At 68.4% G+C, this 18,002-nt stretch carries 20 protein-coding genes and 1 other RNA gene; 13 read left to right on the forward strand and 8 right to left on the reverse strand.

What is annotated here, in order from left to right; all coding sequences use genetic code 11:
• Positions 1 to 16 precede the first annotated feature (16 nt).
• On the forward strand, positions 17 to 502 hold the full coding sequence (locus C458_RS08100) for a PaaI family thioesterase (protein WP_004041693.1): 486 nt from the start codon (positions 17 to 19) through the stop codon (positions 500 to 502).
• Positions 503 to 560: 58 nt separating this feature from the next.
• On the opposite strand, the gene C458_RS08105 is transcribed toward C458_RS08100, so the two are convergent.
• Positions 561 to 1,133, reverse strand: a complete 573-nt coding sequence (locus C458_RS08105; RefSeq protein ID WP_008574721.1) for a cysteine hydrolase family protein — start codon at positions 1,131 to 1,133, stop codon at positions 561 to 563.
• Positions 1,134 to 1,285: 152 nt separating this feature from the next.
• On the opposite strand from C458_RS08105, the gene C458_RS08110 reads away from it, so the two are divergent.
• The 5 genes from C458_RS08110 to C458_RS08130 all read left to right on the forward strand — a co-directional run bounded on the left by C458_RS08110 (position 1,286) and on the right by C458_RS08130 (position 6,343).
• Positions 1,286 to 2,716: an Hvo_1808 family surface protein gene (locus C458_RS08110; RefSeq protein WP_008574723.1), complete on the forward strand. Its 1,431-nt coding sequence runs from the start codon at positions 1,286 to 1,288 to the stop codon at positions 2,714 to 2,716.
• A 90-nt stretch (positions 2,717 to 2,806) separates the two neighbouring features.
• On the forward strand, positions 2,807 to 3,250 hold the full coding sequence (locus C458_RS08115) for a hypothetical protein (protein WP_008574725.1): 444 nt from the start codon (positions 2,807 to 2,809) through the stop codon (positions 3,248 to 3,250).
• Positions 3,251 to 3,295: 45 nt separating this feature from the next.
• Positions 3,296 to 4,741, forward strand: a complete 1,446-nt coding sequence (locus C458_RS08120) for an Hvo_1808 family surface protein (protein ID WP_008574728.1) — start codon at positions 3,296 to 3,298, stop codon at positions 4,739 to 4,741.
• Positions 4,742 to 4,778: 37 nt separating this feature from the next.
• Positions 4,779 to 5,099 (forward strand): hypothetical protein, encoded by a 321-nt coding sequence (locus C458_RS08125; RefSeq protein WP_008574731.1) that lies wholly within the window; start codon positions 4,779 to 4,781, stop codon positions 5,097 to 5,099.
• A 77-nt stretch (positions 5,100 to 5,176) separates the two neighbouring features.
• Positions 5,177 to 6,343: a nicotinate phosphoribosyltransferase gene (locus C458_RS08130; RefSeq protein ID WP_008574732.1), complete on the forward strand. Its 1,167-nt coding sequence runs from the start codon at positions 5,177 to 5,179 to the stop codon at positions 6,341 to 6,343.
• Positions 6,344 to 6,436: 93 nt separating this feature from the next.
• Here the strand turns inward: C458_RS08130 and C458_RS08135 are convergent, their stop codons facing one another.
• Positions 6,437 to 7,039, reverse strand: a complete 603-nt coding sequence (locus tag C458_RS08135) for a TIGR00296 family protein (protein ID WP_004041686.1) — start codon at positions 7,037 to 7,039, stop codon at positions 6,437 to 6,439.
• Positions 7,040 to 7,189: 150 nt separating this feature from the next.
• Between C458_RS08135 and rnpB the strand changes: the two genes are divergently transcribed.
• The 4 genes from rnpB to C458_RS08150 all read left to right on the forward strand — a co-directional run bounded on the left by rnpB (position 7,190) and on the right by C458_RS08150 (position 10,745).
• Positions 7,190 to 7,617: RNase P RNA component (gene rnpB / locus C458_RS08195), an RNA gene on the forward strand.
• 91 nt (positions 7,618 to 7,708) lie between these two features.
• Positions 7,709 to 8,854, forward strand: coding sequence for a zinc-dependent metalloprotease family protein (locus C458_RS08140; protein WP_008577843.1), 1,146 nt, complete (start codon positions 7,709 to 7,711; stop codon positions 8,852 to 8,854).
• Between the two features lie 84 nt (positions 8,855 to 8,938).
• Positions 8,939 to 9,271: a hypothetical protein gene (locus tag C458_RS08145; RefSeq protein WP_008574735.1), complete on the forward strand. Its 333-nt coding sequence runs from the start codon at positions 8,939 to 8,941 to the stop codon at positions 9,269 to 9,271.
• A 241-nt stretch (positions 9,272 to 9,512) separates the two neighbouring features.
• A complete protein-coding gene (locus tag C458_RS08150) occupies positions 9,513 to 10,745 on the forward strand; it encodes a digeranylgeranylglycerophospholipid reductase (RefSeq protein ID WP_008574736.1) in 1,233 nt (410 codons plus the stop codon).
• Positions 10,746 to 10,819: 74 nt separating this feature from the next.
• Here C458_RS08150 and C458_RS08155 read toward each other — a convergent pair whose 3' ends face one another.
• A complete protein-coding gene (locus C458_RS08155) occupies positions 10,820 to 11,194 on the reverse strand; it encodes a hypothetical protein (protein ID WP_008574737.1) in 375 nt (124 codons plus the stop codon).
• Positions 11,195 to 11,279: 85 nt separating this feature from the next.
• Here C458_RS08155 and C458_RS08160 point away from each other — a divergent pair, with 85 nt between their 5' ends.
• Positions 11,280 to 12,512, forward strand: a complete 1,233-nt coding sequence (locus C458_RS08160) for an MBL fold metallo-hydrolase (protein ID WP_008574738.1) — start codon at positions 11,280 to 11,282, stop codon at positions 12,510 to 12,512.
• A gap of 49 nt (positions 12,513 to 12,561) precedes the next feature.
• On the opposite strand, the gene C458_RS18415 is transcribed toward C458_RS08160, so the two are convergent.
• Together C458_RS18415 and C458_RS08165 are read right to left on the reverse strand one after the other, a co-directional pair.
• Positions 12,562 to 12,702 (reverse strand): hypothetical protein, encoded by a 141-nt coding sequence (locus tag C458_RS18415; protein WP_008574740.1) that lies wholly within the window; start codon positions 12,700 to 12,702, stop codon positions 12,562 to 12,564.
• Positions 12,703 to 12,852: 150 nt separating this feature from the next.
• Positions 12,853 to 13,236, reverse strand: coding sequence for an SHOCT domain-containing protein (locus C458_RS08165; protein ID WP_008574743.1), 384 nt, complete (start codon positions 13,234 to 13,236; stop codon positions 12,853 to 12,855).
• Positions 13,237 to 13,476: 240 nt separating this feature from the next.
• On the opposite strand from C458_RS08165, the gene C458_RS08170 reads away from it, so the two are divergent.
• Entirely contained in the window at positions 13,477 to 15,585 is a 2,109-nt protein-coding gene (locus C458_RS08170) for a PAS domain S-box protein (RefSeq protein WP_049896657.1), read from the forward strand.
• A 15-nt stretch (positions 15,586 to 15,600) separates the two neighbouring features.
• On the opposite strand, the gene C458_RS08175 is transcribed toward C458_RS08170, so the two are convergent.
• Entirely contained in the window at positions 15,601 to 15,876 is a 276-nt protein-coding gene (locus C458_RS08175; RefSeq protein ID WP_008574746.1) for a hypothetical protein, read from the reverse strand.
• A gap of 44 nt (positions 15,877 to 15,920) precedes the next feature.
• Complete coding sequence (locus C458_RS08180) at positions 15,921 to 16,409, reverse strand: Lrp/AsnC family transcriptional regulator (protein WP_004041677.1); 489 nt, start codon at positions 16,407 to 16,409, stop codon at positions 15,921 to 15,923.
• Positions 16,410 to 16,611: 202 nt separating this feature from the next.
• On the opposite strand from C458_RS08180, the gene C458_RS08185 reads away from it, so the two are divergent.
• Positions 16,612 to 17,559 carry a DMT family transporter gene (locus C458_RS08185; RefSeq protein WP_049896659.1) on the forward strand — a complete coding sequence of 316 codons (948 nt, stop codon included), beginning with the start codon at positions 16,612 to 16,614 and terminating at the stop codon, positions 17,557 to 17,559.
• A 42-nt stretch (positions 17,560 to 17,601) separates the two neighbouring features.
• Here C458_RS08185 and C458_RS08190 read toward each other — a convergent pair.
• Positions 17,602 to 18,002 (reverse strand): DMT family transporter (locus tag C458_RS08190; protein WP_008574751.1); only part of this gene is annotated, 401 nt, incomplete at its 5' end.

Consider the following 18,002-nt stretch of genomic DNA (forward strand, 5'->3'; position numbering starts at 1 on the left):
CACACTCGTTCGTGATATGGCCGACGACTTTCCCGCCGAGGCCGCGGCAATCGTCCAGCGACACATCGAGGACGAACACGGCTACCTGTCGTGGCTCAACACCCGCGTCGACGCCATCGAGCGCGGCCGCATCGTGATGACCATCCCGTACGACGAGAAGCTCACCAACACCGTGTCGCCGCCGACTATCCACGGCGGCATCGCGGCGACGCTCATCGACACCGCGGGCGGCATCGCCCTCCGGACGATGCTCGACGACCCGCTCGCCGGCGGCGTCGCCACCATCAACCTCAACGTGAACTACCTGCGACGGGCGTCGGGCGACCTGACCGCGGTCGCTGAGGTCGTCCGCGCCGGCGGCTCGGTCGGCGTGAGCACCATCACCGTCGTCAGCACCGACCCCGAGGAGGATTCGGACGTGGCCGCCCGGCAGTCGCCGTCGAGCGACTGGAACGACGCCGTCGCCACCGGACAGGGCGCGTATCGGCTCTTTCGGGAGTGAGACGCGGCCCCCGCCGGGCGACGCCGAGGGTCTGACCACGGTCGGCGGGGCCGTCGGCCTACTCGAACGCCACGTCCGCGAGCGTCGCCGTCTCACCGAACAGCCAGTCGGCGTGGTCGACGGCGTACGCCTTGTGCGCTTCTTCGATGTAGCCGAGCGCGTCGGTGACGAGAATCGGCCGGTAGTCCCGCAGGCCGGCGCTCCCGGCGGTGTGGAGGACGCAGACGTTCGCCAGCGTGCCGCAGATGAGCAGGTCGTCGACGCCGTGGCTGTCGAGCCAACCCGCCAACTGCGTCCGGTAGAACGCGTCGTAGGTGTGCTTCTCGACGACGAGGTCCTCGTCGCGCACGTCGAGGTCGTCGTGGAGGGCGGCGTCCCACGTCCCCTCGACGACGTGTTCGCCCCAGCGCTCGAACTCGTCGTAGTAGTGGTTGTCGTCGAACTGCTCCGGCGGGTGCACGTCGCGGGTGTAGACGACGCGCGCGCCGGCGTCGCGGGCGGCTGCGACGAGGTCCGCAACCGGCTCGATTGCGGATTCGCTTCCCGGCGCGAACAGGCTCCCGTCGGGGTGACAAAAGCCGTTCTGCATATCCACGACGACCACCGCGGTTCGGGTCGGGTCGAGTGCCATGCTCGTGGGTTGCGCCGGGACGACCAAAACAGTACGCGCCGGTCAGATTCGCCCCGCCCGGCGCGACCGGCCCGAACCGCATCGCGGTCCGCCGGTTCGATTCGACGCCTGAACCCGACAAGGTACTTCACTCCGGAGTCTAAGGGTACGATATGCGAACCACCGGTCTCCGCGCCGTTTTCGCCGCCGTACTCTTGGTTCTCGCCGGCTGTGCCGCCCCCACGGCCGCGCCCGGCGGCGATGCGTCGCCCGCGACCCCCGACCCGGACAGAGACGGCTTCGACGACCCCGACCAGGACGTGCTCGGCTGGGAGAACGGCTACTGGTACGACGAGCCAATCGCCGTCGACCAGTCCGACGGCCTCAACGACTCCGAGATGGAGGCGTACGTCGCCCGCGGGATGGCCCGCGTCGAACAGCTCCGGCAGTTGGAGTTCGACGAGCGCGTCCCCGTCAGCGTCGTCTCCCGAGACGACTACCGGAGCGCCAACGCCGGCGGCTCTGCCGCCTCGGACTCCGAGTACAACCGCTGGAACGACCAGGTGTGGGAGGCGCTTTTCATCGCCGGTGAGTCGACCGCGAGCGCGAGCGCCATCTCCGAGACGACCGGGAGTTCGGTCCTCGGCTTCTACTCGCCGTCCGACGGCGAAATCAAAATCGTCACCGACTCCCCGGGCGAGCCGACCATCGACAACGCCACGCTCGTCCACGAACTGGTCCACGCCGCACAGGACCAGCGGTTCGACCTGACCGACGCCCGATTCCGCAGCGAGACGCAGGACGGCGACCTCGCCACCGACGGCGTCGTCGAGGGCGACGCCAGCTACGTCGAACGACAGTACAGCGAGCGGTGCGCGGCCGGGACGTGGGACTGCGTCGCCACGCCCGACACCGAAAACAGCGGCGGCAGCCCGAACCTCGGCGTCCTGATTACCATCTACCAGCCGTACTCCGACGGCCCGGTGTACGTCCACGACCTCTACGAGCGGGGCGGCTGGGAGGCCGTCAACGACGCCCTTCGCGACCCGCCGGCGTCCACCGAACAGACCATCCACGTCACCGACGAATCGCCCCGTCCCATCTCCTTCGTCGACGAGGGGACGAACGGCTGGACCACCTTCCCCGACCAGGGCGTCGAGGGCTCGGACACGGTCGGAGAGGCGTCGATGTTCGCGATGTTCTGGTATCAGGCCCGCACGTCCGGCGCGGAGACCGTCCGCGTCCAGTCCATCCTCGACACGAACTCGCGGTACGACACGTACAACTACGACGCCGAACCGTCGAACGGCTGGGCGAACGACCGCCTGTTCCCCTACCGCAACGCGGCCGGCGCGGAGACCGACTACGGCTACGTCTGGGTGACTGAGTGGGACACCGACGACGACGCGCGGGAGTTCCACGACGCGTACCTGAACATCCTCAGCGCCCACGACGCCGCCCAGCGGGACGACGGCGTCTACGTCATCGCGGACGGCTCGTTCAACGACGCCTTCCGGGTCGTCCGCACGGGCGACCGCGTCGTCGTCGTCAACGGGCCGACGCCCGCCGACGTGGACGAGATTCGACCGGGGCTCGCCGGCTGAGTCGGCTCCGCGTCTCACTCGGATTTTCCGTCTTATTTCGCCCTCCCGGTCACAAAACACTTGCCGCGGGGCGACGCCGACCCGCGTGATATGGCCCGCTTTCGAGCCCTCCCGCTGGCGGCGCTCGCCGCGCTTATCGTTCTCTCCGGCTGTGTCGGTGTCCCGACTATCGACACGTCGGGTGAGTCGCCGTCGGCGACGACGAAGCCGGCGACTGCGACGACGACGGCGGAACCCACACCGACCGACTCGGCGACTACCACGGAAACCGACGAGCGGTACTTCGACTGCAACGCCACGCTTTCGGTCGACCCCGCGGATGAGGTTCCGAGCGACGCGACCGTCTTCGACTACGCGAACCTCTCGACAGAGCGGCGCGCGGAGTTCGACGCGGCGGTCGGCGGGTCAACCTCCGCGGAGAGCGCCGACGCCGCGTCGTTTTCCGAGCGGACCGACGCCTACGAGTTCTGGGTGGAGCGACCGTACGTCAGGTACGAAAACGAGACGTACACCTCCGTGGTCGCCATCTGCTGACCCCCGCGCCGGGACGCTTTTTCGTCTCCCGCCCGTGAATTGGCTATGAACCGCCGCCTCGCCGCCGTTTTCTCCGCAGTTCTGCTCGTCGTCGCCGGCTGTGCCGCCCCCGTCGCAGACCCGAGCGCCGCGAGCGACAACTCGGACGCCGCGGTCGGGGGCGCGGACCCGGACCCGGACCCGGGCCCGGATGCCGACCGGTCGTGGCCCGACGACCCGCCGACCGACCGGCTGGGCTGGGAAGCCGGCTACTGGTACAACGAGTCCATCGCGGTCGACCAGTCCGACGGCCTGAACGACTCCGAGATGGAGGCGTTCGTCGCCCGCACGATGGCCCGCGTCGAGGTCGTCCGCGAACTGGAGTTCGAGGAGTCAGTGCCGGTCGAGGTCGTCTCGCGCGCCGAGTTCCGAAACGAGTCCGACGCGTCGACCGACCCGGTCCACGGCGACTGGAACGACCAGGTGTGGGAGGCGCTGTTGCTGGTCGGTGAGGACCGGACCATCGACGAGGTGTTCGACGAACTGTACGGCGGCGTGGTACTCGGCTACTACGACCCCTCCGAGGACCGAATCGTCGTCGTGAGCGACGACAGCCAACCGACCATCGACCGTCGGACGCTCGCCCACGAACTGGTCCACGCCGCACAGGACCAGCAGTTCGGTCTGGACCGCTCGCCGTCGACGCAGGACGCCCAACTCGCCCACAGCGGGCTGGTCGAAGGCGACGCCCGCTACGTCGACGGACTGTACGAAGCCCGCTGTGCGGCCGACTGGGACTGCGTCCCCCGGCCCTCGGGCAGCGGCTCGGGCGGCGGGTCGGTCGACTACCCGGTGTTCATCACCATCTACACGCCGTACAGCGAGGGGCCGACGTTCGTCTCGGACCTGCGCGACCGCGGCGGGTGGGCGGCCGTCGACGCGGCCTACGCCGACCGCCCCACCTCGACCGAGCAGGTGCTCCACCCGAACCGCTACCCCGACGAGCGCCCGGTCGAGGTGACGGTCGAAGACCGCTCGTCGGCGGCGTGGACGCGCTACGACACCGACCCCGCCGCCGACACGGTCGGCGAGGCGTCCATCTTCGCGACGTTCTGGAAGCACCGCGCCGTCGACCGGGCGGGCCTCCAACGGGACCCCGGCGCGTACTCGCCGTACAACTACACCGCCGAACCCTCCGAGGGCTGGGCCGGCGACGCGGTGGTTCCCTACCGCCCGGCGTCGGACGAGACGTACGAGGCGAACCCCCACGAGCGCGGCTACGTCTGGCGGACGGTCTGGGACACCGAGGCGGACGCCGAGCAGTTCGAGCGGGCGTACGTGAACGACACGCTCCGACGCAGCCTCAACGCGTCGGTCGCGGGCGAGGACATCTACCGCGTCGACGACGGCCCCTTCGCGGATGCCTACCAGGTGACGAGGGAGGAGAACACGGTCACGGTCGTCAATGCGCCGACGGTGGAACAGTTGGACGAGGTTCACCAGCGAAGCTAGGAGAAAGCACTTGTGAATTGACTGACAGTCTCTCCGTATGCCCAGCCGACTCGGTCGCTTCGCGCTCGTCGCCTCTTTGCTCGTCCTGTTCGTCGCGGCCTTCCTCTTCGCCACCGGGTCGCTCGTTCCGTGGTCGAACAGTTGCCCGTCGCAACTCGATGTGGACCCGGCCGACGACGTTCCACCCGACGCGGCACCAGTCGCCTACGAGTCGCTCACGCCCGCCGAACAGGCCGCCTTCGACGACGCGCTGGCCTCGGATTCGATGATCTCGCTCGACGACCGGCCGTGGTCGCCGGGACCCAGTTACGTCCGCAAGAACGGGACGGTCTACGACGCGACAATCGCCGTCTGCTGAGTCGTTGAAGAGAATTCGTCTTCGACGTACGTGACCGATTATACAGCTTTTTCATCGGCCGGGTGGAATCCGCGCCAATGAGTGACTTCGATATCGTCGGTCCCGAGGCCATCCGCGACGGCGTCGCGACCGACGCCTACTTCGAGCGGACCGAGGCGACCCTCAGACACGCGGGCAAGAACCCCCGCGTCGTCGCCGAGGTGACGGCCGACCAGTTCCCCGACGGCGACTTCGAGCTGTTCGCCGGCGTGAAGGACGCCGCGGAACTGCTCTCCGGCCGCGATATCGACGTCGACGCGATGCCCGAGGGCACGCTGTTCGACGGCGGCCCCGTGATGCGAATCGAGGGCGACTATCTGGAGTTCGCCCGGCTCGAAACCTCGCTTCTCGGCTTCCTCTCGCACGCCTCGGGCTGTGCGACGGCCGCGCTCGACGCCCGCACGGCGGCCCCTGACTCGACGGTGCTGTCGTTCGGCGCGCGACACGTCCACCCCGCCATCGCCGCGATGGTCGAGCGGAGCGCCCTCGTCGCCGGCCTCGACGGCTTCTCGCACGTCGCCGCCGGCGAGGTTCTCGGGAAGGAGGCGTCGGGGACGATGCCGCACGCGCTCCTCATCGCCTTCGGGCGCGGCCATCAGGCCGAGGCGTTCCGCGCGTTCGACGAGGCCGTCGACGAAGACGTGCCGCGGGTCGCCCTCTGTGACACCTACGGCGACGAGACCGAGGAGGTGCTCCAGGCGGTCGAAACGCTCGGCGACGACCTCGACAGCGTCCGCCTCGACACCACCTCCTCGCGCCGCGGCGACTTCCGTCACATCGTCCGCGAGGTCCGCTGGGAACTCGACGCCCGCGGCCACGAGGACGTGGATATCTTCGTGAGCGGCGGTCTCGGCCCGGCCGAACTTCGGCACCTCCGCGACGTGGTCGAGGGCTTCGGCGTCGGCGGCTACATCTCGAACGCCGACCCGGTGGACTTCGCGCTCGACATCGTCGAGGTCGACGGCGAACCCGCGGCCAAGCGGGGCAAGCTCTCGGGCGTCAAAGAGGTCTACCGCACGGCCGACGGCGGCCACCACGTCGGCCTCCGCGGGCGGCCCGGCCCGACCGACGGTGAGTCGCTCCTCGAACCGCTCATCCGCGACGGCGAGGTCGTCTCCGAGTTCGACTTCGACATCGACGCGGCCGCGACGCGGGCCAGCGAAGACGCCGAGTTGGTCGGATTCGGCGGGGTCAGCGAGGAGTAAGCACGCGTTCTCGTTTTGCGGCGGCGACGCCCGGAGCCGTCGCTCGCCGGTCGTAGCCCTCCCTCCGAGAAGTCGAGTTGTCGTCGCGACGACTTACAGCGCTTCGACGCTCCCGCCGTCGTCGCGCTCGCGGAAGACCTGTCCTTCGAACAGGGTAATCATGGTGTCGTCGTCCTGCCACGCCAGCGGCGACAGACCGGCTTTGCGGCAGGCGTTCGTGAGGAACTCCTCTTTCGACCAGCCGAGTTCGACGGGTAGCGTCGGATACATCCAGCCGTGGGTGCCGCCGGCGTCGATGGCGATGCCGTGGGTGCCGAGTTCGATGTCTGCGACTGGGTCGTTAGTCAGCGTGTAGTTGTTGACGATACAGACAGAGATGTTCAGGTTCGGCAGTTCGGGTGCTTCGATTTCGGTCTGGCAGGAGTCGCCCGACGCGGCCTTGATGGCGGCGTCGACGATGGCGTGACCGAGTTGGTCTTTCCCCCGATACGCGCCCGCACAGCCCCGCAGTCGACCGCGCCCCCGTGTCGACTTGATGCGGACGAACGCCCCGGTTCGAGCGTAAAACGCGTCGCGCATGCTGCCCGGTTGTTCTCTCTGCCCGTGAAGAACGTACGATTCGACCGATTCCCGCGCTAGTTCGACCGCCCGCGCCCCATCATCGTAGGTGAGGTGTACGGTCTGCGCCTCGGACATATTACCATTCAAGTTCTGTGGTGACTTCAACGCTTCCCTCGGATGTTATCCTGTTGTTATGTAGTTTCGTTGCAACATAACGTGCGGCTAAACCCCGGTAGGACCCCGTTAATCGAACCGCTTATCCGACCGACCTGACTAGGGTAGGTCGGCAGAGAGAGCCCAGTTCCCGTGCCCGAGACGGGCATGAGGAAAGTCCCCCCACCGTCCGAACGGGTGACCGGGCGCAAGCCCGGAGTCGGAGACGGCTGGCGCTGGAACAGAAACGAGACCGCTCGACCCGACCGATGATGCGCGCGCGACGGCCCCGCCGTCGCCGGCGCGGCCGTCACGGCCGCGTGCGAACCGACCCGTAAGGGAAGGGAGCTAACCCGCAGAGGGATGAGGTGGCGTCGCCATCTCCGACGGTCGAGAACGGATGGAACGGCGAATCCTCACCGGTGCAAGTCCGCGCCGCGAAGGTAGTTCGGACGGCGCGTCGGGTTCGCCCGTCGCGCCCTCGGGGGCTCGCCCCGAGAAGGACGCGGACGCTGAGCCGAATGCTGGGACGAACAGAAGGGGGCTTACTCCTCTCAGCCGCTTTCGAACCGCCGAGCGACCGCTTTGTCGGTCGAGCCGTTTTCGCGCCGTCGGGAAACGCTCTTGACCGTTCGCCGCCGCAGTCTCGGTATGCGCGGCTCGACTCTCCTCGTGGCGGTGCTCGTCGTCCTCGCCGGCTGTGCCGCGCCGGTGTCGCCGGGAACCGACGGGACGACAGCGACGACTGCCACGTCCCCGGCTTCGCCGCCGACCACCGACTCGGCAACCGAGACGCCCGCGGCGACCGCGACCCCGACGACTTCGCCTCCGTCGACGACCGCGACCGCGACCCCGACTGCCGCGCCCACCGCGTCACCGACGCCCGAACCCACAACGACGTTCACGCCCGCGCCCGGCTACGGGCCGTGGGGGTCCGAGCCGGTCGTCGTCGCCGTCGAAGCGCCCGATGACGGCCGCGACTACGCCGCCCTCGTGAGCGAGGCGACGGCGTTCTGGGAGGGGAACGACTCGCGCTACCTGGAGTACGAAATCGACTACGAGGTCGACGCCGACGCCCGCGACCCGGACCTCGTGGTCCGCTTTACCGACGACATCCCGGAGTGCAGCGGGCTGGACGACGCGGCCGGCTGCGCGCCCTACCTCACCGACTCGTGGCAGATTGACCGCCCCGAGACCGTCTACATCCGCACCGGATACGGCGACGACTCGACGGTCGATATCGTCGCACACGAACTCGGTCACACGCTCGGACTCGCCCACGGTGACGACCCCGCGGACCTGATGAACGCCACGGGCATCCTCTACACGCTTCCGCGGACGAACGCGACCGAGAAGGCGTTTCCGTGGGACGACCCGAACTTCACGGTCCACATCGACGATACGAACGCCTCGGACCCCGACGCGGCCCGCGAGCAGGTTCGCCACGCGCTCGACTACTTCGAAGGCGGCGCGCCGGGGATGCCCGACAACCTCACCTACACCTACGTCGACGACCCCGCGGACGCCGAGGTGCGCATCTCCTTCGCGGACACCTCGCCGTGCGCCGCGGGCGCGGCCTCCTGCGCCATCGCCGGCGGCTACGACCCGGACGGCGACGGCGCGTTAGAGACCTACGGCAGCTACCGGGTCGTCCTCGTCGACCTCGACACCGAGGCCGTCGGCTGGCACGTCGGCTACTGGACCGCCCACTACCTCGGCGCGGAGGCCGACGACGACAAGCCCGAACCGTTCCGGAACGCGACGTACGGCGAGCGGCGGAGCGAGTGGTGGGCGTAGCGCCGGCGTCGCGTCGCCAGCCGAGCGCTCTGCGCCGCAAACGGGGGTTCTCACCCGGACGAATCGGCCGAGTCCTTCTTTGGCATGGCCCCCGTAGAGAGAGTCGTGACCCCCACCGACAGGCACGGCGACACCCATCCCGCGTTCGACGAGGAGTCGTTCCGCGACGCGCTCGCCGAGTTCGGCGGAACCGACGCCGAGCGCCGGGTCGTCGCGCGGCAGGCCCGCGACCTCGCGGACTCGGGGCAGGCCGAGACCGACCGCGGCGCGCCGCTCACGGGCGACGAAATCGTGCGGAACATGCGCGACGCGCCCGAGGGCGGCCCCGCGACGCGCTGGAACTGGTGGCTCGGCGCGCTCGAAGCCGCCTACGGCGGCTACCGCGAGTTCCAAGTCCGCCGCATCCCGAAAGCCTGAACGTCGCCGCTCGCTCGCGTTGCAGCCCTGTCGGTCGTCGTTTTCGCTGCTGTCCAGCGGTGCGCCGCGGCCACCCCCCGCTCGGCCGCCGTCTCCCGCGGTCATCTGTCGTCCCTCCGAGGACGTATCCCGTCGAACGGCCCCCGTTCCCGACCGTTCAAAACCAAAGCAGATTACACGCTTGTTACAGAACAGGTGTGTAACGCGTACGACCAACCCTACCGGTGATGCCTACTCTACAATGACTGACAACTACGACGTAATTATCGCGGGCGCGGGCCCCGCAGGTGGACAGGCGGCACGAGACCTCGCCGCCCGAGGCTACGACGTGTGCGTCCTCGAAACCGAGTCCGAAGACGAGTTCCCCTCCAGAAGCAACAAATCGACCGCCGGGACGTTCCCGTCGACGATGGCCTCGTTCAACATCCCCGACGAGGTCGTGATGAACTTCACCGACGACGTCGTCTTGGAGTCCCCGAACGACCACTACCACCGCCACCAGCCCGGTGCGGTCCTCGAGTTTGCCGACTTCAAAAACTGGCTCGTCGACGAGGCGGAGGCCGACGGCGCGGAGTACCGCTTCGACGCGCGCGTCTCCAAGCCCATCATGGAGGGCGGTGAAATCGTCGGCGTCCGATACAACGGCGACGAGGAGGTGTACGCCGACATCGTCATCGACGCCACCGGCCCGAGCGCGCCGCTCGCCAAGGCGCTCGACGTGTGCGACCTCCGCCGCGAGAAGCAGGCCATCGGCATCGAGTACGAGTTCGAGGGCATGGACCTCGCGCCCGACGGCTACGGCGACCTCACCGACGCGATGATGCTCCGCCTCGACCACGACATCGCGCCCGGCGGCTACTCGTGGATATTCCACACCGGCGGCGACACCGCGAAGGTCGGCGTCTGCTACATCCAAAACGAGGGCCACCGCCACAACGCCAAGTCGGGCTACACCATCGACGACTACCTCCAGTACTGGACCGAGTCCGACCCGCGCTTCGCGGACGCGGAGCGCATCGCGGGCAAGCAACACCGCGGCTCCGCCCACATCCAGCTTCCGGGTCGCATGAGCACGGACAACTTCATGGCCATCGGCGACACGGTCCCGACGGTCGACCCGCTGTGGGGCGAGGGCATCGACAAATGCATGCGCTCGGGCCGGGTCGCGGCCGCGACCGCCGACCGCGCGCTCACCAACTCCGAGCGCGACACCTCGGCGTCGGAGCTCGCCATCTACGACCAGCTGTGGCACGACCGCGTCGCGCCGAAGGTCAAAAACCGCCTGTTCATGACGGAGATGCTCTACCGCGCCTCCAACGAGCGCTACGACAAGCTACTCGAAGACCTCCACCGCCTCCCCGACGAGCAGTTAGACGCCGCGAACGGCGGCAGCCCGCTCGCCATGTTCCGCATGCTCAAGTTCGAGGACCTCTCCATTCTCGCATCCACCGCGAAAGACTGGTTCTCGAACTGAGCCGCCGGGCGACGCGCGCGCCTCTCCGTCCCCAGCGTTCCCGCTCGTCTCTCATCGCCCGGTTTCGCCTTCGCTCACTCGCCGCCTTCGCCGCCGTCACCGAGTATCGCCAGCGCGTCAGTCAGCGCCGCCCGCGCCGACGCGACGTGTTCGTCGGCCGCCTCGTCTTCGGTTTCATCGACGTTCGACAGCAGGCGTTCGACGTGGCCGAGTCGCGTCCGGACCACCTCGTCGTCCGGGAGCGAGCCGACCGCGAGGTCGCCCGCGACGGCCTCGGCCTCGCCGAGCCACCGGCTCGCGTCCTCGCGGACGGGGCGGGTCGCCGTCGCGGCGAGGCGGTCGTGGAGCGTCGTCACCAGCCGTTCGAGGTCGTCGAGGCCGTCGCGGTCGGATTCGGCGTCGGCGTCGGAACTGGCGTCGGGGGCAGGGTCAGGGTCGGAGCCGGTCACGCCTCGGGAGACGGCGGCCGGCGTGAAAAGCGTCGAGTGCGGTCGGACCGACGAGCAAAAGCCCCTCCGGTCGGTACTGCCTGCAATGAAACTCCAGTTCCTCGGCGGGGCCGAGGAGGTCGGGCGCAGCGCGATTCTCGTCAACGACTCGCTGTTGCTCGACTACGGGATGCTGACCGGGAACCCCCCGCAGTTCCCCGTCGGCTCCGTCGAGCCCGACGCCGTCGTCGTCTCCCACGGCCACCTCGACCACGTCGGGACGGTCCCCTCGCTCCTCTCGGGCGACGACTGGCCGGCGGTCCATTGGACGCCGCCGACCGACGAACTCGCTCGGACCCTCGCGCGCGACACGCTCAAACTCCACGGCGGCAGCTACAACTGCCCGTTCACCGAGACGCACGTCCGGCGAATGACCCAGCAGTCGGCACACCACGACTACGGCGAACCGTTCGAGGCCGCCGGCCACGAGGTCACGTTCTACAACGCGGGCCACATCCCCGGCAGCGCCCACGTCCTCGTCGACGACGGCGAGACCCGCCTGCTCTACACCGCCGACTTCCACACCGACGACCAGCGGTTGGTCTCGGGGACGACCGCCCGCCCGGACGCCGACGTGGTCGTCTGCGAGTCCACCTACTCCGACGTGGAGCACGAGGACCGCGCGACCGTCGAAGAGCGGTTCGTGGAGTCGGTGCGGACGACCGTCTGGGAGGGCGGCACCGTCGTCGTCCCCGCGTTCGCCATCGGCCGGACGCAGGAGCTTCTCATGGTGCTCGACGCCCACGACATCGACTGCTACGTCGACGGCATGGGGGTCCGCGTGCTGGAGATGCTCGGAAACCACCCCGACTACGTCCGCGACGCGGCGGCACTCAAGCGGGCGAAGTCGAACGCCAGAATCGTCTCGGGCCGAGACGGCCAGCGAAAGCGCATCGCCCGGGAGAACTCGGTCATCGTGACGACGAGCGGGATGCTCTCCGGCGGGCCGGCGATGACGTACATCCCCGAGATTCGGGGCGACCCGACGAACAAAATCTGTCTCACCGGCTATCAGGTCGAGGGGACGCCGGGCAGGGAACTGGTCGAACGCGGCCGGTGCGAACTCAACGGCGGCGTCGTCCCGGTGGCCGCCCGCGCCGAGATGTACGACTTCTCGGCCCACGCCGACCGCCACGGGCTTCTGTCGTTCCTCGACGACTACCGCGACGCGCCGGTGTTCGTCAACCACGGCGACCGCTGTGCGGCGTTCACCGGGGAGCTCCGCGCCGACGGCTACGAGGCCGAAGCTCCCGAAATCGGGGCGACGGTCGAGGTCTGAGGCGCGCCGGCGGCGACCCGCAGCGGGTCGGACCGACCGCTCCACCGACCTATTCGGCGTGCTCGTCGTCGTCCGGAACCGTTATCGACCGGCTCGCAGCGACGCACGCGGACACGCGGAGTCGGGTCCGCTGCGACCGGAACCGACCGATAAACGAACGGAACTTCCCGTCGGATGCCTCCGAAGCCATGTTTTTAGGTTGGCCTAAATAAATATAGTCGTTGCGGTGCGTGCGCACTGTCTTCAGCGGGTCGGCCGCGCGCCGACTTCCCGCGACCGCCTCCCGGGGGAACCCCTTCGTTTCGCCTGCAACGTCCGGAGAGTCTCGATTTCCGACGCGTCAGTCGCGGTCGAGTCGTTCGCGGCGGCGGTCGAACTCCTCGTCGTCGATGTCGCCGCGGGCGTAGGCCCGGCGGAGTTCGTCGAGCGCGCCGTCGCTCCCGTCGTCCCCGTCGCGCAGGGCGCGGAACAGGAGGACGCCGCCGCCGACGACCACCGCGAGGACGAGCAGTTGACCGAGGATTCCCATCCCCCACATCCACCACGGGACGGTCCCGCCGGTTCCGCCGTGCATCCACGTGTCGTGCATCCAGCCGCCGCCCCAGCCCATCGGCATGCCGCCGCCGAAGCCGGCCATCCCGACGAGGGCGGGGAGCGCGAACAGCGCGGCCAGCGCGAGCAGGACGATACCAGCGAGTCGCCTCGAGTCGTTTGTCGTCGTCATAGCGTTCACCGAGGCGGCGGGTGCCGCCTCACGGGTGACAGTACGCGCTCCCCGTTTAGGTCGATTGTCGCTTCGGGCCTTCGGCTCCGACGCCGGTAAAGATTGGATTTCCCCGGTTTTCGCCGCCCGCACTTTGGAATCTTCGACGTGGGCGGGCGCGGCGTTCGCGCTCTCCGCCGGTCATGATTTCCCGCCGACAGCTGTCGGTTCATACTTGAACCTCGCTGTCCTCTCGCCGGTATGCCTGGTCGGTTGCACGTCCTCGTCGTCAGCGAGGACGCCGCCGTTCGCGAGCGTCTCGCCGACGAGCTTCCCGACTCGGTCGGTGACGCGACGACCGATGTCCGCGTCTCGACCGCCGACAGCCTCGACGCGGTTCACGCGGAACTCGAACGCGCCCGTATCGACTGTGCCGTCGTCTCGGCCGGGGTCACCGACGCGGAGGGTCTCTCGCTCGCCTCGACGCTCCGCGCCGACGGCGTCCCGCGCGTCTCGGTAGCGGGGTCGACCGCTGCCGACCGCGACCTCGACACGCTCGGCCGCGAGGTCTACGACGCCGCCCACAGCGCCGTCGGCTCGCTCGACTACCGCGCGCTCTTCGAGGCCGTCAACGTCGGCCTCGCGGTTCGCAACCTCGAAACGCTCGAACTCGTCGACATCAATCAGCACTATCTGGACATCCTCGGTATCGACCGCCAGTCGGTCATCGATACGAGTCCCCTCTACGTGACCGCGGATATCGCCGGCTACGACGCCGAGCGCGCTCTCCGCGAGGTCGAGGCCGCCCGCGAAAAGGGCGGAGCCGTCTTCACGTGGCCCATCGAGGGCGCGTCGGGCGGCACCGTCTGGATTCGCGTCAGCCTCACCGTCGCCGGGATTTCGGGGCGGGACCGACTCATCTCGACGGTCGAAGACGTGACCGAAGAGCGCCGACGCGAGCGCGACCTCGCGGCGTTCAAGGAGGCGGTCGACGCCGTCGACGCCGGGGTCACCATCACGGAGCACGACCGACACGTGTACGTCAACCAGACCGCGGCCGACATCTGCGGCTACTCGGACCCCGAGTCGATGCTCGGGACGGGCTGGGGCCACCTCCACGACGAGCCGGAACTCGAACGCCTCAGAGAGACGATTCCCCCCGCGCTCGAAGCCGACGGCGAGTGGCAAGGCGAGGTGGCGATTCGCCGGCGCGACGACGGTGACCTCGTCCCGGTTCGGTTCTCCATCACGTCCCTCGAAGGCGACCGCAACGTCGTCGTCTTCCAGAGCCTCTCCGAGCAGAAAGCGCGCGAGGACGAACTCGAACGGAGCCGCGACTTCCTCGAACGGACCCAGCGCATCTCGAAAGTCGGCGGCTGGGAACTCGACCTCGTGACCGACACGCTGGCGTGGAGTGACCAGACGAAGCGCATCCACGAGGTGCCGCTCGACTACGAGCCGACGGTCGACGACGCCATCGAGTTCTACGTCACCGACGACCGGGACCGAATCCGCGAGCTGTTGGACCGCTGTCGGTCCGAGGGCGTTCCGTGGGAAGAAGAGTTCCGACTGGTGACCGCCGAGGGGGCGGAGCTGTGGGTCCGCACCCACGGCGAGCCGGTCATCCGAAACGGACGCGTGGCGGCCCTCAGGGGGACGATACAGGACGTGACCGCCCGTCGCACCCGCGAGCGCGAACTCGAACGGACGAACGCCGAGCTGGAGGCGCTCAACCGCATCGTCCGCCACGACATCCGCAACGACATGGCCGTCGTCGTCGGCTGGGCGGAGCTACTCAGAGAACACGTCGACGAGGAGGGTGCGGACATCCTCTCGCGCATCCTCTCGACGGGTCGCCACACCACCGAGATAACCGAGGTCGCCCGCGACCTGATGGAGACGATGAGCGGCGGCGGCGTCGAGACCCGGCCGATGTCGCTCGCCAGCGCCGTCGACCGCGAGCTCGCGGTCCGCCGCGAGGCGTTTCCCAACGCCACGTTCGCGGTCGACGGCGAGATACCGGACGTGGCGGTGCGCGCGAACCCGCTCATCGCGTCGGTGCTCGGGAACCTCCTCAACAACGCCGTCCAGCACAACGCCGACGACACCGTCGTCACCGTCTCGGCGGCCGTAGACGACGCCGGCATGGCGGTCATCCGCATCGCCGACGACGGCTCGGGCATCCCCGACGCGCGGAAGTCGGTGGTCTTCGGCAAGGGCGAAAAGGGACTCGAAAGCACCGGGACCGGCCTCGGACTCTACCTCGTCCACCAGCTGGTCGACTCGTTCGGCGGCGAGGTCCACTTCGAGGACAACGAACCCACGGGCACGGTCGTCGTCGTCTCGCTCCCGCTCGCGTCGGCGGACTGAGCCGACCGCCCGGTCTCAGACCGTGTCGGTCGGCTTGTGGGACTCAGCAATCTCGGTCGCGGCGGCCGCGTACGACTCCCTCGTCTCCTCGTCGGCAACGCGGCCCAGTTCGTCCTCGGGTACGTCGACGGCGGCGTAGGTGTCGCGCACGTCGGACTCGAAACTCGTCAGCGAGCGCTCCTTCCGGTGGTAGCGCGTCCCGTCGGGGGTCGCGTACACGAGGATGATGATGTTCTGTTCGTCGTCCGAGTAGGTCCGTTCGACCAGCCACGTCCGCACCTCGTTCGCCATGGTCGGTCGTACGTGGCCAACCGTGATACTCCCCCGGCCGATTCTCAGTCCTCGATACCCAACTCGTCGAGGAGCGTCTCCAGCGTGTAGCTCTGGAGCGCCCGGTGGCTGTCGCGCATCGAGGAGATGACGAACGTCGAGTTCGTTCGCTCGACCTCCGGCGTCGCCTCGAAGTCGCTGATGAGGCGCTCCACGCGGTCGGAGTCCGCGAGATGGGCGACGACGATGAAGTCCGTCTCTCCCATCGTGAAGTAGAGTTGCGTGACGCCCTCTATCTCCAGCAGTTTGTTCCCGACTTCCTCGTACGACCCGCTGTAATCCGCCAGTACTTCCACGACCACGGTGACGCCGAGTCCGAACGCCTCTAAGTCGATGTCGTAGAGGTCGTTTTCGATGACGCCGTCGTCTTTCAGGTTGTTCAGGCGGTAGTGGATGGTCGACACGGGGATGTCCGTCGCTTCGTGTAGCTTCTCGGGACTGCCCGTCCCGAGGTCCGCGATGGCCTTCAACAGGCGCACGTCGCGTTCGTCCATACCCTCCCGTTGCGGTCGGTGACGTAAGTCCTTGTTCTGTCCGCCGTTTTCGCCACCTCTCGCGGGCTCTCGAATCTTCACGAATTATAGAGTTTTTAATACAGTAAAATATAGAATATCTATTCTAATCTCCAACTCAAAACAAATCTCTTGTAGAAGGATTTAACAGCGTGCGTCTCTGAGAGCTGAAACAGATTCGACTATGACGCGAACCACTTGGAGAAACGTTCCGACGACGCCCCTGCTTTTCGTCGCGCTGGCGGCGATGTGGGGCACCTCGTTCGTCGCCATCGAGGTCGGCCTGGAGTTCTTCCCGACGCTCTCTTTCGCCGCGCTCCGCTACGAACTCGCCGGCCTCGTGATGCTGGCGTACGCCTGCTACTCCACCGACCGCTGGCGACCCGAGACCAGAGACGAACTGCTCGCGACGGCCATCGGCGCGGTGTTCATCATCGCCGCCTACCACGGCCTGCTCTACCTCGGACAGGAACACGTCCCCGGCGCGGTGGCCTCTATCATCATTAGCCTCTCGCCTATCCTGACTGCGGTCTTCGCCTCCGTTCTCCTCACCAGGGGGTCGCTGGGGAAGACCGGGACGGTCGGGCTGCTCGCCGGCTTCGCCGGTGCCGTGCTCGTGGCCGACCCGGTCTCGGCGTTCTCGGGATCGTCCGGGTCGGCGCAGGGACTCGGCATCGTCCTCATCTTCCTCGCGGCGGTGTCGTTCGCGCTCGGCGCGGTCCTCACCCGCCCGCTCCGGACGGACCTCCCGGTCCAGTCGATGCAGGCGTGGGCGATGCTCGGCGGCGGCGTCCTGCTCCACGGCTGGGCGCTCGCCAACGGCGAGTCGCTTTCGGCCATCGAACTCGCCCCCGTCGGCATCGCGTCGTTCCTCTATCTGACGCTCGTCTCCGGCGCGGTGGCGTTCCTCCTCTACTTCGAGCTTCTGGACCGCCTCGGCCCGACCGAACTCAACCTCATCGGCTACGTCGAGCCCGTGGTCGCGGCGCTCATGAGTTGGGTGCTCCTCGGCCACGTCATCGACACGACGGCGCTCGTCGGCTTCGGAGCCATCTTCTTCGGCTTCGCGGCGATGAAAAAACAGACGCTGGTCTCGGTCGCCGTCGCGGTCCGGCGGCGGGTCGCCGCCTGAAGTCGGTCCGCCTTTCGAGTTCTGTGCTGTTCTCTTTTTCCCCTATTCGGCTTCCGCGGGGACGCTTCCCCGGAGGCCGACCACTCGGGCCACGCTCTCGCGCTGGACGAGGAGGAACCCCGAGAGGATGACGCCGAAGCCGAGGACGGTCGCCGGCGAGACGGACTCGCCGAGGAACGCCCACCCGGTGACGGTGGCGACGACCGGCATCGCGTAGGCGACGAGGTTGCCGCGGACCGGGCCGGCCTCCGAGAGGAGCGCGAAGTAGACCGGGTAGGCCGCGGCGGTCGCGGGCATGCCGACGTAGAGAATCGCGGCGACGAGCTCCGGCGACCACGCGACCTGCGCGACCGACTCGCCGAGACCGAGGCTGGCGGCGTGGATGCCGACGGCGGCGGCCGCCATCGCCCACGCGGTCTGCGGGAGCGTCCCGATGGACGGCC

Source organism: Haloferax sp. ATCC BAA-644 (genome assembly GCF_000336975.1).
Taxonomy (GTDB): Archaea; Halobacteriota; Halobacteria; order Halobacteriales; family Haloferacaceae; genus Haloferax; species Haloferax volcanii.